General features: G+C 56.6%; 13 protein-coding genes and 1 tRNA gene. 8 read left to right on the top strand and 6 right to left on the bottom strand.

Annotated features, from left to right (window positions below; genetic code table 11):
• Positions 1–99: 99 nt before the first annotated feature.
• Both modB and modA read right to left on the bottom strand, forming a co-directional pair.
• Positions 100–765 carry a molybdate ABC transporter permease subunit gene (modB, locus tag AC0LWM_RS11265; RefSeq protein ID WP_474675028.1) on the bottom strand — a complete coding sequence of 222 codons (666 nt, stop codon included), beginning with the start codon at positions 763–765 and terminating at the stop codon, positions 100–102.
• 5 nt (positions 766–770) lie between these two features.
• Positions 771–1,562 (bottom strand): molybdate ABC transporter substrate-binding protein, encoded by a 792-nt coding sequence (gene modA / locus AC0LWM_RS11260; protein WP_474675027.1) that lies wholly within the window; start codon positions 1,560–1,562, stop codon positions 771–773.
• A gap of 206 nt (positions 1,563–1,768) precedes the next feature.
• Between modA and AC0LWM_RS11255 the strand changes: the two genes are divergently transcribed.
• Both AC0LWM_RS11255 and AC0LWM_RS11250 read left to right on the top strand, forming a co-directional pair.
• Positions 1,769–2,824, top strand: coding sequence for a helix-turn-helix transcriptional regulator (locus AC0LWM_RS11255; protein ID WP_474675026.1), 1,056 nt, complete (start codon positions 1,769–1,771; stop codon positions 2,822–2,824).
• Between the two features lie 14 nt (positions 2,825–2,838).
• Positions 2,839–3,426, top strand: a complete 588-nt coding sequence (locus AC0LWM_RS11250; protein WP_474675025.1) for a hypothetical protein — start codon at positions 2,839–2,841, stop codon at positions 3,424–3,426.
• Between the two features lie 151 nt (positions 3,427–3,577).
• On the opposite strand, the gene gluQRS is transcribed toward AC0LWM_RS11250, so the two are convergent.
• Both gluQRS and AC0LWM_RS11240 read right to left on the bottom strand, forming a co-directional pair.
• Positions 3,578–4,540, bottom strand: coding sequence for a tRNA glutamyl-Q(34) synthetase GluQRS (gluQRS, locus tag AC0LWM_RS11245; RefSeq protein WP_474675024.1), 963 nt, complete (start codon positions 4,538–4,540; stop codon positions 3,578–3,580).
• A gap of 208 nt (positions 4,541–4,748) precedes the next feature.
• Positions 4,749–4,825 (bottom strand) — tRNA-Asp (locus AC0LWM_RS11240).
• A gap of 227 nt (positions 4,826–5,052) precedes the next feature.
• On the opposite strand from AC0LWM_RS11240, the gene AC0LWM_RS11235 reads away from it, so the two are divergent.
• The 3 genes from AC0LWM_RS11235 (at position 5,053) to rbsK (ending at position 8,241) form a co-directional block, all read left to right on the top strand.
• Positions 5,053–5,943 carry a polysaccharide deacetylase family protein gene (locus AC0LWM_RS11235; RefSeq protein ID WP_474675023.1) on the top strand — a complete coding sequence of 297 codons (891 nt, stop codon included), beginning with the start codon at positions 5,053–5,055 and terminating at the stop codon, positions 5,941–5,943.
• Positions 5,944–6,010: 67 nt separating this feature from the next.
• Complete coding sequence (locus tag AC0LWM_RS11230; protein WP_474675022.1) at positions 6,011–7,180, top strand: transglutaminase domain-containing protein; 1,170 nt, start codon at positions 6,011–6,013, stop codon at positions 7,178–7,180.
• A gap of 137 nt (positions 7,181–7,317) precedes the next feature.
• Positions 7,318–8,241 (top strand): ribokinase, encoded by a 924-nt coding sequence (gene rbsK / locus AC0LWM_RS11225; RefSeq protein ID WP_474675021.1) that lies wholly within the window; start codon positions 7,318–7,320, stop codon positions 8,239–8,241.
• A gap of 52 nt (positions 8,242–8,293) precedes the next feature.
• Here the strand turns inward: rbsK and AC0LWM_RS11220 are convergent, their stop codons facing one another.
• Together AC0LWM_RS11220 and AC0LWM_RS11215 are read right to left on the bottom strand one after the other, a co-directional pair.
• Positions 8,294–8,806: a GNAT family N-acetyltransferase gene (locus tag AC0LWM_RS11220; protein ID WP_474675020.1), complete on the bottom strand. Its 513-nt coding sequence runs from the start codon at positions 8,804–8,806 to the stop codon at positions 8,294–8,296.
• A 109-nt stretch (positions 8,807–8,915) separates the two neighbouring features.
• On the bottom strand, positions 8,916–9,044 hold the full coding sequence (locus tag AC0LWM_RS11215; protein WP_474675019.1) for a hypothetical protein: 129 nt from the start codon (positions 9,042–9,044) through the stop codon (positions 8,916–8,918).
• 61 nt (positions 9,045–9,105) lie between these two features.
• Here AC0LWM_RS11215 and AC0LWM_RS11210 point away from each other — a divergent pair, with 61 nt between their 5' ends.
• From AC0LWM_RS11210 to AC0LWM_RS11200, 3 genes are all read left to right on the top strand, one after another.
• Positions 9,106–10,158 (top strand): CapA family protein, encoded by a 1,053-nt coding sequence (locus AC0LWM_RS11210; RefSeq protein ID WP_474675018.1) that lies wholly within the window; start codon positions 9,106–9,108, stop codon positions 10,156–10,158.
• Between the two features lie 39 nt (positions 10,159–10,197).
• Positions 10,198–11,082 carry a helix-turn-helix domain-containing protein gene (locus tag AC0LWM_RS11205; protein WP_474675017.1) on the top strand — a complete coding sequence of 295 codons (885 nt, stop codon included), beginning with the start codon at positions 10,198–10,200 and terminating at the stop codon, positions 11,080–11,082.
• Positions 11,083–11,153: 71 nt separating this feature from the next.
• Positions 11,154–12,539, top strand: coding sequence for an ADP-ribosylglycohydrolase family protein (locus AC0LWM_RS11200; RefSeq protein ID WP_474675016.1), 1,386 nt, complete (start codon positions 11,154–11,156; stop codon positions 12,537–12,539).
• Positions 12,540–12,737: the final 198 nt, after the last annotated feature.

Below are 12,737 nucleotides of genomic sequence, written 5' to 3'. Positions count from 1 at the left end.
TCGATGCTGAAAGCATATCGACATTTATTCGCCCGGGTGCCGTGCCACGGTGAGAGGGTTGAGCGCATTGCACCGCGTGCGGTCCGAGAGGCATAGCCGCTACAGCTTCTTCCCCGCAAACAGAAGCATCGCAAAAGAAATGACGATAATCGACCCGGTCCACCACCAGGCGAGACTCATATTCCCGGAATCGACGGCGACGTAAATCGCGGTCGGAACCGTCTGCGTCCTGCCGGGGATGTTGCCCGCGATCATGAGCGTTGCGCCGAATTCGCCGAGCGCTCGCGCGAAGCCGAGAATATAACCCGACAAGAGCGAACGGTAAGACAGCGGAATCGAAATGTAGCGCATGACCTGCCATTCGCTCGCTCCCATCGAACGCGCCGAATCCTCCAGATGTGCATCCACGGAAGCAAAGCCCACTTTGGCCGTTTTGTAGACGAGCGGAAACGCGACCGTAACGGCCGCGATCACCGCCGCTCCCCACGAGAAGATGATCGGCTGGCCGGACAGCCACTCGAAGGCTTTACCGATCCAGCTTCGCCGGCCGAGCCAGACGAGCAGCAAAAAACCGACGACGGTAGGGGGCAGCACGAGCGGCAATAACAGGATCGTCTCCACGGCCGTTTTGCCGCGGAATCGGGCCCGGGCCATCAGCTTCGCCGCAAAGGTGCCGAGCAGAAACACGATGACGCTCGCCACAAGGGATATTTTAAGCGATAACGCAATAGGGCGGAAAAACTCGTTCCATTCGATCATGTTCATACGATTTATTTGGCCGGTAGTTTGAAGCCGTTTTGGCTGAAAATATGCTGCGCCTCCTGGGCGGATAAATAGGTATACAAATCTTCGGCCTCCTTGGCATGCTCCGATTGCTTCAGAATGCCGACCGGATACACGATCGGTTTATGCGTATCGTCAGGGATGCCGAATGCGATGTGAACTTTATCCGAGGTCATCGCGTCCGTCCGGTACACGAAGCCCGCATCGGCATTGCCGGTTTCGACGTAAGTCAGCACCTGCCTGACGTCTTTGGCGAACACAAGCTTATCCTTCAATGTATCCCATATGCCGCCGGCCGTCAACGACTGCTGCGCGTATGTACCGGCTGGAACCGACTCCGGCTCTCCGACCGCGATCTTTTTTATGCCCGAGCCAGTCAGCTCGGCAACCGACGAAAGAGACGTCCCGGAATCGCCGGGCACAACAACGACAAGCTCGTTCGCAAGAAGCGGATGCTGCTTGGCCGGATCGATCAGCGATTGGTCGACTAATGCCTGCATCTGCTTTTGGCCCGCCGAGATAAACAAATCTGCGGGCGCGCCTTGCTCGATCTGCTGCTGCAGTGCGCCTGACGCTCCGTAGTTGAATGTCAGTTGAATGTCGGGGTACTTCGCTTCGAACAACGGTTGGATTTGGTCTAAGCTATCTTTCAAGCTGGCCGCGGCTGAAACGGTGAGCGTTGTTTTGCTGGGCTTGGCTATGAATTGCACTACGGCAATCGTAACGATAAGTGCTGCAAGCAAAGTAATGGCGGCGATCAGCCATTTTTTTTGAGTCATCGAAAATCCCTCCGTCCGAGCTCGTTTTTGTGAAATATTTTAACATAGAAGCTTTGTTGAATATATAGTTTTCGTTATGTTTCGTTATGATTAAATATAAATAGTTATAACTAGTGTGGTATGGATCGGTTTGGTTTAATGAAATCGGAAAACCTGATATGATAAAATGCATTAGGAAAGAATGCAACGGGTAGGGAGCGATTGGCATGGCGGAGCACGTCTCGTATACGACGGAGGAAGTTGCCGGATTGTTAAGGGTTTCGAAGCTGACGGTGTACGATCTCATTAAAAAGGGCGAGCTGACGGCGTATCGGGTCGGCAAACAGATGCGGATCGATGCGGACGATCTGGAAGCGTACAAGGCGAAGGCGAAGCGCGAGGGGGCTGCGGCATCCGCAAGGGGAGCGGCGGCGGACCTAAGGAATGCGGCGGTTCTTGGGCAGGAAGCTGCAAGCTTGAGTAATCCTACGGGTGCGGAAGCTGGAGTTATCGCGGCATCGGCATCGGTAGCGGGGGTTCATTTTGCAGGCGTCGCCGGGATTCCTAGGCCGTCGGGGATGAGACCGGTCGTCATCACGGGGCAGGATGTCAGCTTGGATATTTTGGCAAAATATATGGAAAAGAAGCTGCCGGAGGCCAGGCCGCTCCGTTCGCACGCGGGCAGTTTGGAAAGCCTCATCGCGATGGTGCAGGGGCAATCCGATGTCGTCAGCACTCACTTGCTTGACGGAGATACGGGGACGTATAACGTGCCTTATATTCGGAAAATATTAACAGGACACCGGTATGTCGTGATGAATATGCTCTCTCGTCCCGCCGGGCTGTATGTGCAAAAAGGGAACCCGAAGGGGATCGCGGGCTGGAGTGATCTGGCGATGGACGGTATCCGGCTGGCGAGCCGCGAGAAAGGCTCCGGCGCGCGCGTGCTGCTCGACGAGCAGCTGCGGCTGCACGGAATCGATGCGGAGCGGGTGAACGGATACGAGGCCGAGGAGACAAGCCATCTTGGCGTAGCCGGCAAGGTGGCGAGCGGGGAAGCGGATGTCGGCGTCGGGACGGATAAGGCGGCGTTTATCGTAGGCGTTGATTTTATACCGCTCATTCAGGAAAGATATGATTTGGTGATGCTGAAAGAGCCGCACCGGCTGGAATGGATCGCGGCGGTCCGCGATATTTTGCGGTCGGATGCGTTTCGGTCGGAGCTGAGCTCGATCGGCGGGTATGACCTGTCTTTAACCGGAGAAGTCATATTTGAAACATAATGGAGGATAGGGCGTTGTTTGATCCGACGATATTCGATAATTTGAAGGTTTCTCTGGAAGGGGCGTTATACGATCTCGACCGGGAAGGGGCGCTGTCGGTGATCGGCCGCGAGGATCTAGTCGATCTCGCCAGCATGGGGCGAACGTTTCGGATGCGGTTTCGACGGCCGGAAGGCGTTTGCGCCGGGGAAGTGACGCTGCGCAGCGAGCTGGACGACTTCGCGGGCGAGCTGCGCACGCTGCGGATCGCGGATGCGGCATCGGCTCCGGGGGCGCATTTGCAGCTTATGTTCGAGCTGCCGGAGAGCAAGCTGGAAGTCGTTAGCGCGGCGCATGCTGTCATTGCGGACGATTGGAACGAAGCGGCGGAGATTGCGCTTGAGCTCGCTACGATTATTATTCCGGAGGCGCGGGAAGGCGGCGAACGCCGCACGGACGAGCCCGCCGGGAAGTTTGGCATCGCTCAAGGCAGCTTGTCGGAGCGCCAGTTTGCGAAAATCATTTTGTCATTCCGCGGCAAAATCGATGAAGCCGACATCGAAGAAATCCCGATGATGCTGGAGCAAGCCGTCATTTCGCTGGAACAAATCGATGCGATATGATGCAGCATTTTGTCGGGAAGCCTATGCGTAACTATGCATGGGCTCTTTTTGTGTTTCGAGTTCCTTCGTAGCCCTTCCCACCGGTATGCTGCAGCCGAGCTTGAGGCTGTGGCGGCGGGCAGGGAACATTTTTTCTTGCTAAGTTCTACGGTTACCCGCCAGTCATACGCTCCCATACGGAAGCGCCGATTGTGATCGGCTCATGCGGCACCTTCGCTAGGTCGAAATCGGCAACCAAGTCCGCTGCACGGACCGGCTCGGGACGGTCGATGAGCCCGGCGAAGTGCGCGATCCTGCCGATTGCTTGCTCGGCGCTGACGCCTGCGGCGCGCATTTCGGCAAGCGCGAGCGCGCTGTGCCGCTTCGACAGCCGCTGCCCGTCGGGGGCATGCAGCAGCGGGACGTGGGCGAATCGCGGCGGCGTCATGCCGAGCGCTTCGTACAGGGCGAGCTGGCGGGGCGTGGAGTCGAGCAGGTCGGCGCCGCGCAGGACGTCGGTGATTTTCATCGCGTCGTCGTCGACGACGACGGCGAGCTGGTAACCGACGATGCCGTCGGCGCGCTGTACGACGAAGTCTCCGCCAGTTCCAGGCGGGGCGAGCTGCGGCCCGTGCACGAGATCGTCGAAGCCGATCGGCCGGTCCGGCATGGCGAAGCGGAGCGACGGCGTTTTGGCGGCTGCTTTGGCGGCGCGCTCCTCCGGCGTCAGGCCCCGGCACGTGCCGGGGTAAGCCGGCCCCTCCGCGGCGAGCCCGTGCGGCGCGCTGGCGATCGCCATCAGCTCGGCTCGGCTGCAGTAGCACGGGTAAAGCCGATCGCTGGCAGCCAGACGCGACAGCGCCGCTTCGTAGAGCTCGCCGCGGTCGCTTTGCTCGTACGGGCCGTACGGACCGCCGACATCCGGCCCCTCGTCCCAGTCGAGCCCGAGCCAGCGCAGATCGTCGATGATCTGCCGAATGAATTCCGGGCGGGAGCGCGGCTTGTCGATATCTTCGATGCGCAGCACGAATACGCCCCCTTGGCTGCGCATTTGGAGCCAAGCCAGCACGGCGGACAGGGCGTTGCCGATATGCATGCGTCCGGACGGCGTCGGGGCAAAACGGCCGCGTTTCATAGGCGTTCACCAGCTTTCTTGCGAAATTGTAGCAATATGCCAAAACGAGCAGAGACGTTGTCTCTGCTCGTTGATCGATATTAATAAATAAGTTCAAGTTCAAGCTGACGGGATACGCTTCACTACGTTACGCGACTGCGAAGTAGTGCAATCGAAGCTTATGCTTCGACGAACCCAAATGGTCCTCATCCCTAATCAAGGGAAGTAATGGCGGAGCTGACGGGATTCGAACCCGCGGTCTCCTGCGTGACAGGCAGGCATGTTAGGCCTCTACACCACAGCTCCAAGGACACAAGAAGTATAATAGCACGGATTGGACAGGTTATGCAACAATTATTTTATTTTGATTATAATTTTGAATCCGAATGGTTGACATTTATAATTTCAGAGATATAATCCCAATAAATAATCTTAGTAAATAAACTTGGGCGACACGGGACGTACGATCACTTCGGTGATGGTGCGTCCCCTTTGTTTTGTCCGAATTTCTCGATCCGATGAGGAGGAGCATTATGACACTTAACCTGCAGCACCTGGGCAAAGAACGATACTTGATCATCAACGCGGACGACTTTGGCATTTCGCATGCCGGCAATCAAGCGATCATGCAGCTGTTCGGGAACGGCTGCATTACGTCGGCATCGCTAATGATGCCTTGTCCCGCTGCGATGGAAGCGGCCATGTTCGGCAAGGATCATCCCGAGGCTAGCGTTGGCATTCATTTGACATTGACTAGCTCCGAACGGATGGCTTATATTCCGGTGTACAGGAAGTCCGCGCTGCGCAGTCTGACGACGGAGAACGGGAATTTTCCGCACGACGGGGCGCACGTTGAAATCCATGCCGATCCAGAACAAGTAAAGCTGGAGCTGGATGCGCAAATTCAGACGGCCATTGCCTATGGCGTTGATCCTACGCATCTCGACAGTCACGGAGGCAGCATCTTAGGTCTGCATGCCGGGCGCGACTTCTTGGAGGTCGTATTCGATTTATGCGAGAAGTATGCGCTCCCGTTCAACTTGCCGAAGCAAATCGTTCGGCAGCCTTTTTTTACAGCGAGCCAGAAGGCGTTGTTTCAAAAACGAATCGATAGCGCGGGAAAACGCGGGATTGTGCTGATTGACGCCATATGCGGGCTTCCGTACGACATGGAGCCGGATGTGACTTTTGAAGAGGCGAGAGAGCGTCTTATAGAGCAGCTTGCAAACCTGGAGCCCGGCATTACGCAGCTTGTCGCCCACCCGGCAATGGCTGCCGAGGAGACGAGAGCTTTAACGCCTCATTACAGGCAAAGGGAGCTTGAGTTTTGGTTGCTGCAGGATGCGCAGATCCAGCAAGTGCTTCGAAGGGAGCAGATTCGACGCATTTCCTGGAAAGACGTCAGGGCGCTGCAAAGGTCCTAAGTCGGATTGACACTTGTCTCACCCCCTGCCAATAATGGTTTTATACCGAAGTAAAGGAGTGGCTTGCATGACCGCAAAAGCATCAACGACGGTGAAACTGGTCATTGCCGGCTGCCTGGTTGCCGGCTCGATTGCCGCTGTGGCGTTTCTGCGCAATGAGCCTTGGGCGGCGGCGGTGGAAGTGGCGGCAGCTTCCTCGGACGGGGCGGCCCAGTCGCAAAGCGATTTTAAGCAGCAGCTGCTAACGCAATTGAAGAAACGCAGCGAGTCGTTCACGATTACCTACAAAGGCAATACGAGCGAACTCGTCAAGAACTTGTCCAAGCTAACGACAGAAACGCTCGATACCGATGATTATTTGGCCTATATTTTAAAAAGCTATCGATACTCCTCGAATTATACGAGCAAAACGGCGACGGTCCGTTATACGGTGCAATATCAAGAAAATAAAGCGCAAACCGATTACGTCAACAAAAAAGTGACCGCAACGCTCAAAACGATCATCACTCCCGGCATGAACGCGCATCAGAAGGTGAAAGCGATCCACGACTGGATCGTGCTAAACGTCGCTTACGACGAATCGCTTCAAGCCTACTCCGCATACGAAGCGCTCACGAGCGGGAAAACCGTCTGCCAGGGCTATTCGCTGCTCGCTTACAAGATGCTTAACGAAGCCGGTATCCCGACCCGAATCGCCGAAGGCACGGTTCGCACCGGAGCACATGCGTGGAATCTTGTCCAATTGGACGGCAAGTGGTACCATCTGGACACGACTTGGGACGATCCGGTACCCGACAAAAAAGGCCGGACGACGTACAACTATTACCTCGTCACCGATAAGCAGTTAAGGAAGGACCATGCCTGGACCAAAACGTATCCGTCTGCCACGACTTCATATTCTGAAACGTTAACGGCATTAATAAAGAAGGAGACATCCAAGGATAAAGCCGCCTTCTACGCCAAGCTGGAAAAGGACCTCGGCTATCCATATTTGCAGGACGAGAATAAGGCCGCTACGTTCGAACAGCTTGCCGCCAAGGTGAAGCAAGCGATCAAGCGGGGAGAAACAAGCGTGAAGGTGCGTTATTTGCGCGGCGATTCGTTAGCCGAAGATTTGGAGCAGCTGTTCGAGGCCGTTCCGAGCCTGCGTTCTTACAAAGCCTCCTATACGCCGTTCGGCACCGGAAACTCGACAAACGATATTATGCTGGAGCTGAAGTTCACGACCAGTCGTTAAGCGGCTATGTAACCGCGAAGAAGCAGGAATGTTCCTGTTTCTTTTTTTTGTTTTTCCGTACAGTGAATTGCAGATGATGTGCTGGCATTGTATACTGCTGGAAAGAAATCATTGTTTGAACAATGGAGGATTTGTCAATGAGTTCAATTGTTGTTGTGGGAAGCGTAAATATGGACATCGTGAACGCTGTGGAAAAGCACGTACTGCCTGGCGAAACGATACATGGATACGGAACCTCTTATTCGCCGGGCGGCAAAGGTGCGAACCAAGCGGTTGCCGCATCGCTTTCGGGGGCGGATGTTGCGATGATCGCGGCCGTCGGGACGGACGGCTTCGGTCCGGAGCTGCTGGAGTCGCTCGCGAAGTATGGGGTGCGCACCTCCTCGGTGTGCCGCAAGGAAGGATCCTCGGGACTTGCGTTTATCATGGTGGATGCGAAGGGGCAGAACAGCATCATTTTGTCGTCGGGCGCCAATGGAAAATTGACGGCGGACGACGTCGATGCGGCGGAAGCGGAGCTGGCTCGCGCCGATGCGGTACTGCTGCAAAACGAAATTCCGTGGGTCGTCACGCAGCATGTGATCGAATACACGCATGCCAAAGGCATCGTGTCGATCGTGAACCCGGCGCCGGCGGTTCGCATCCCGCAAGAAGTTCTCGGCCTGATCCATACGCTTGTGCTTAATGAAACCGAAGCCGAGGCGGTCAGCGGCGAATCGGTTGGCAGCATGGAGCAGGCGGAGCATGTAGCCAAAGGGCTGCTCGCTTGCGGCGTGCGGGCGGTCATTATTACGCTCGGCGAGCGCGGCTCCATCTATGTCGACGGAGCCGCGACGATCCGGACGCCGATATTCCCCGTGAAGCCTGTCGATACGACGGCCGCGGGCGATACGTTTATCGGCGCATACGCCGCTTCCGTCACGGCCGGGACGCCGGTGGAAGAAGCGCTCCGTTTCGCATCGGCTGCCGCAGCCATTGCGGTGACGCGGGAAGGGGCTCAAGCCTCCGTGCCAAACCGGGAGGAAGTCGCCGAATTTCTGCGGCGGCACACGGGGGGTTAAGCGAGTCAAATCACCTGAGGCCGGCTAACTTGCAGATGGTTTTGGATGTAACTCATCCCAGCTCCTTAATGGAGTAAAGCACAAGATCATCGTCAAGGCATACCCTATCGCCCGGCGGCACATCCCGGTTGGCGTATTTCACGCCGGTGCCGTCGGGGATGTATCCTTTGCGGCAGTAGAGCCGCTGGGCGCTGCCGTAGTCTTTGTACAGCCCGACGCCGATGCCGATTCGGGCGCATCCCCTTGCGGTCGCGATCACTTCGAACTCGTCCAGCATCGCGCCGGCGATGCCTTGGCGGCGAAATTCCGGGAATACGTTCAAATCGTTGATCTCCGGAATGCCGTTATCCGCGAACAGCGGGTAGGCGGACACCATAAGCAGATGCGCGCAGCCGGCGATCCGGCCGTCGCCGTATCCGAGCAGCGTCACCCGAACGCCGCTGCGGTTTTCCTCCAGGCAACGCACGAAGTACCCCTCCTCGCGGCGCATGCCTTTTTCCTCGAACAGCTTCGCTAGCAATTCGGCTTCTTCGGCCGTCTCGAGCAGCTTCAATACGATTTCCATTGTTCGGATTCACCTCAGCACCAGTATAGCATCTCCGGTATTTTCAACATACAATGATTGCGTGACAGGCAGGCATGGGCTGCGTTTGGCCCGCTCGCGATCCATGATCTCATCTCAAACCGTCCGCCATCCGATCCACCATCAAACCCACCATCAAACCCACCATCAAACCCACCATCAAACCCACCATCAAACCCACCATCAAACCCACCATCAAACCCACCATCAAACCCACCATACGTCCCTTCAGACATGCCCTTCGAGCATTAGAGAATCTGTGTATAAGGAGCGTCCCGATTATGGCCAAACAAATCAGGCTCACCGCGACCGGCGATATTCTGATGATCGGCGAATTGATCCCTTCGGCCCTGGATCCGGAAACCGGCGAGTATACTTTCGATTCCATTTTCGAAAAGGTAGCGCCTTATTTGCGCGATTCCGATTTGACGATCGGCAATTTGGAAACGCCGCTTGCCGGTACGTCGGCGCCGTTCACGAGGAAAAACCGGCGGACCGGCTTTTCGATGTTCGATTGTCCCGATGCGCTTGCCCCGGCGCTCAAGCGAGCAGGCTTCGACGTGCTGACGACCGGCAACAACCATTGCTTCGATCGCGGCGAGGAAGGCTTGCTTCGTACACTGCAAGTGCTCGACGACAACGAACTGGCGCATACCGGTACTTTTGCCGAGGATCCGGGGGAAATGCCGTATCTGATCCGGGACGTTCAGGGGATACGCGTCGGGATCGCCAGTTATTCCAAATCAACGAACAAGCTGCCGCTGCCCGAGGGCAAACGATGGCTCGTCAATCTCGTCGACCCGATTTCCATTCTCCGCACGGTGCGCAGGATGAAACGGGAGGTCGATCTGGTTGTCGTGTGCTTGCATTTTGGCCGCGAATACATTCATGTTCCGCCGATCCCGCAGCAAGAGCTTGTCCGGCAGCTGCTGCAAAACGGCGTCCACATTATTCTCGGCTCTCATCCGCATGTGTTGCAGCCAACCGTTTGTACAAGCGAAGGGCAATACGGTATTTTTTCGCTCGGCAACTTTGCTTCGACTCGACTTCATCACAACCCCCATACAAATTGCGGGGTCATCGTACAGATTAACGTACGACAGGAAAATGACGGCAGCATCGGGGTCGCGAGCGTACGGCATATCCCGACCTGGATCGCGCGCCGTTCCGCAGAGACGCCGGGCCGTTGCAAGTACACGGTATGGCCGATCCCAGCCGCGCTGCGCCATCCCGATGCCGGGCTGACAACCGTGGAGCGGCTGTGGATGCGACGGATGGAACAACACGCTGCGTCGATCCTGTATTCACGGTATACTGGAGGCATGGGAATTTGAGCCTTCTTCATGAATTTCGATCAAGGACGGTATCGACGTATGGCCAAAGATTCTTTTATTCACCTGTTCGAATGGTCGCCGCGCGTGCACGTAGACCCTTTCCATACGCATGACCATTTGGAAATTGGTTATTGCTTGTCGGGAAGCGGCACGTTTTATTTCGGCGACAAGACGTATCCGGTAGAACCGGGCGACGTATTCGTCGTCAACCATTTGGAGCGGCATGCCGCCGCATCGCGGGCGGACAACCCCAGCCGGTATTTGTTTCTCTACTTCAGCGCGAGTGTGCTCGAACAAGCGGATCCCGAGCTGCTGCTGCCCTTCGTTTATTTGCCGACCAAATTCCAGAACCGGATTCCCGGCGAGCTCGCGGCCGCCCGGCAAATCGGCGACCTGTTCCGCCGGCTCGGGGAGGAACATCGGCATGAGCAGCGCGGTTATTCGGGCATGATGCGCGGCCTCATTTTGCAAATATGCGCCCTGCTGCTCCGACATTACGTCGCGGTAACGCCGTCGGCCGACTGGAACCGGACGCTAACGTCGTATTACCGGATCAAGCCGGTGCTCGATTTCATTAACGAGCGTTTTCGGGAACCGCTCACACTGGAAGACATCGCGGAGCATTTGGCGTTAAGTCCATCCCGGGCGAGACATTTGTTCCAGGAGAAGCTCGGCATCGGGTTCAAGCAATATGTGCTCCATTTGCGGATTAACGAAGCGAAGAAGCTGCTCGCAAGCTCCGATCTGCCGATTCCGGACGTCATGTATGCATCGGGCTTTCAGAGCCACGGGCCGTTCTACCGCGCGTTTAAGCAAATCGTCGGCGTCGCTCCGCTCGACTATCGGGAACAGGCGGCAAGGTTAGCCCTTTTTGAGAAATTATCGGGTGAAAATAAGACGACGTCAGCCGGGTCTCCCCTGTAGAATGAAACTGTATACATTGACTATTTCGTTAACGCTTAAGGCAATGATCATGGAGATCGGGGGAGAAACCTATGTCAGGTTGGGGATGGCAGCAACTGCAAGGCGTCATACGGGAGGAAATCAAGCAGCGTGGGGAAGAGGGCTGCAACGTCGAAGGGTTTCAGCAGAAAGTGGAGTCAGCCGGGCAAGACGCGGGCAAGCTGACGGCCGTATACGAAGAATTGATGGCGCTGCCGATTGCGGCCGATTTTCCGTTCGTGGAGCCGAACGGGCTGGAGGAAATTCGGGCCGCAAGACCGGAAGGGCCGCGAACGATGCGCGCGGGCTTGACGGAGGAGCAGTGGCGGGACAAGTTCCATGGCGCTTGGCTCGGACGAAGCGTCGGCTGCGCACTGGGCAAGCCGCTGGAGCATCTGCCGTACTTGTACGGAACGGAAGCGAATCCGGGGTGGAGGAACATCCAGCTGTGGTTCGAAGGGGCCGACGCTTGGCCGATCAAGGATTATACGCCGGGGCAATCGCGGGCGCAGGAGCAGTATGGGCTAGATCTTGCCGGTTATGCGCGGCAGAGCGAGCTAGAGCGCATTCAATATATGGAGACCGACGACGATATTCGGTACACCGTGCTCGGACTTCTCATGCTGGAGGAGAAAGGGCTGGATTGGGATTCTTGGGACACCGGCTTCATGTGGTTCAAGCATTTGCCGTTCGGCAAAGTGTTCACCGCGGAAGCGCAATCGTATGCGAACTTCAGCGTGCTGCTCAACCAGCGGGGCTGGAACCGCGGCGATGATGCCGAAGCGCAGCGGGATTGGGTGCGGACGTACTTGAACCCGTACCGCGAATGGATCGGCGCGCAAATCCGCGTCGACGGGTTCGCCTACGGCGCGGCTGGGCGGCCGGAACTGGCGGCCGAGCTTGCGTGGCGGGACGCTTCGTTCTCGCATGTGAAGAACGGCATCTATGGCGCCATGTTCGTGTCGGCTATGATCGCCGCGGCGTTCGTTGAGAGCGATCCGGAACGGATCATCGAGATCGGGCTAAGCGAAATCCCTCGTCATAGCCGGTTAGCCAGCGATATCCGCTTGGCAGTCAACATCGCGAATGAAGCGAAGAGCCAGCTTGAGCTTGTCGACCGGATTTGGGAAGCGTTCAAGCATTACCATCCGGTGCACACGAACAACAACGCCGCCTTGTGCGCAGCCGCTCTCGTCTTCGCTCGCGGCGATTTCGAAACGGCGATCACGACCGCCGTTCTCGGCGGCTGGGATACGGATTGCAACGGCGCGACCGTCGGTTCGATCATGGGTGCGATCGACGGAGCGAAGGCGCTGCCGGAAAGCTGGACGTCCAAGCTGAACGACACGATGTATTCGGAAATTAACGGCTTCCATCCGATCGCCATTTCCGAGTGTGCTCGCCGCAGCTATGAGGTTTACCGCAAGCTGCACGGCTAATGAAAATAAAACCGGCTACCGCGTTATTGCGTGACTACGAATCTTTGCGGGTCACGGATCACTCGCGGGGCCGGTTTTATTTTTTGAGGAGGGAAGTCATTCGCCGCGCCGAGTACCTGCAAAAGTACATCTATTTTTGCGGCTGGAATCTGTGTCGGGTAAATAGATGCGAAGATACATCTATTTCTCATTCAAGCG

It is taken from the genome of Paenibacillus sp. sgz302148 (assembly GCF_056120465.1).
The sequence above is the reverse complement of the archived record's forward strand: the minus strand, read 5'-3'. Positions and strand labels throughout refer to the sequence as shown.

Bases quoted from the DNA above. Each gene is read 5' to 3' on its own strand.
- gluQRS (WP_474675024.1), bottom strand. From the start codon at position 4,540: ATGAAACGCGGCCGTTTTGCCCCGACGCCGTCCGGACGCATGCATATC.
- AC0LWM_RS11235 (WP_474675023.1), top strand. From the start codon at position 5,053: ATGACACTTAACCTGCAGCACCTGGGCAAAGAACGATACTTGATCATC.
- AC0LWM_RS11210 (WP_474675018.1), top strand. From the start codon at position 9,106: ATGGCCAAACAAATCAGGCTCACCGCGACCGGCGATATTCTGATGATC.
- AC0LWM_RS11200 (WP_474675016.1), top strand. From the start codon at position 11,154: ATGTCAGGTTGGGGATGGCAGCAACTGCAAGGCGTCATACGGGAGGAA.
- AC0LWM_RS11255 (WP_474675026.1), top strand. From the start codon at position 1,769: ATGGCGGAGCACGTCTCGTATACGACGGAGGAAGTTGCCGGATTGTTA.
- modB (WP_474675028.1), bottom strand. From the start codon at position 765: ATGAACATGATCGAATGGAACGAGTTTTTCCGCCCTATTGCGTTATCG.
- AC0LWM_RS11205 (WP_474675017.1), top strand. From the start codon at position 10,198: ATGGCCAAAGATTCTTTTATTCACCTGTTCGAATGGTCGCCGCGCGTG.
- rbsK (WP_474675021.1), top strand. From the start codon at position 7,318: ATGAGTTCAATTGTTGTTGTGGGAAGCGTAAATATGGACATCGTGAAC.
- AC0LWM_RS11215 (WP_474675019.1), bottom strand. From the start codon at position 9,044: ATGGTGGGTTTGATGGTGGGTTTGATGGTGGGTTTGATGGTGGGTTTG.
- AC0LWM_RS11230 (WP_474675022.1), top strand. From the start codon at position 6,011: ATGACCGCAAAAGCATCAACGACGGTGAAACTGGTCATTGCCGGCTGC.
- AC0LWM_RS11220 (WP_474675020.1), bottom strand. From the start codon at position 8,806: ATGGAAATCGTATTGAAGCTGCTCGAGACGGCCGAAGAAGCCGAATTG.
- modA (WP_474675027.1), bottom strand. From the start codon at position 1,562: ATGACTCAAAAAAAATGGCTGATCGCCGCCATTACTTTGCTTGCAGCA.